The organism is Vibrio sp. 03_296, from assembly GCF_002265885.1.
The window spans coordinates 1-561 of the sequence record NZ_NPKW01000486.1 but is presented as its reverse complement, the minus strand read 5'-3'; the positions used below and the strand labels follow the sequence as shown (position 1 = coordinate 561).

Genomic DNA, 561 nt, shown 5'->3' with positions numbered 1-561 from the left:
CGCGGAAGTAGGTGAAAGTACGTGCCCGCATGCCAGAGATCATTGAGTGGCAGCGTGAGCGTCTGTTCTCGAAATTCGAAGAAGCCAAGGTGGAACTGGATGCYTCTCGCGTGGAGCAAGAGCTGATCATTTTGGCGCAGAAATCAGATGTAGCAGAAGAGCTGGATCGTACCTCGATTCTCACGTTAAAGAGCCACCAACATTTTGAAAAAAAGGCGGTGCCGTTGGCCGTCGTTTGGATTTCATGATGCAAGAGTTCAACCGTGAATCCAACACGCTCGCGTCAAAATCGATCGCCACTGACATCACCGCTTCAGGTGTTGAGCTTAAAGTGCTGATCGAACAAATGCGCGAGCAGATCCAAAATATTGAATAGATTCTTGGGGGGAGTACCCCGTCCAAGAATGTCTTAAATGCTCTGTATTTCCTGGAAAAAAGCCTTGTAAATACAGGGCTTTTTTTATTTTTCCGGTCCAAATCGGTTTATCCGTATATTCTACAAATCAACCAAGTGATGTCAGCAACATTATCCCCACTGCCAACTTCGCGGCTTGTTGCCAC

1 pseudogene is annotated in these 561 nt (G+C 47.1%); it reads left to right on the top strand.

What is annotated here, in order from left to right:
• Positions 1 to 11 precede the first annotated feature (11 nt).
• Positions 12 to 376 (top strand): annotated as a pseudogene (locus tag CIK04_RS25585) (YicC/YloC family endoribonuclease); the annotation flags it as partial.
• Positions 377 to 561: the final 185 nt, after the last annotated feature.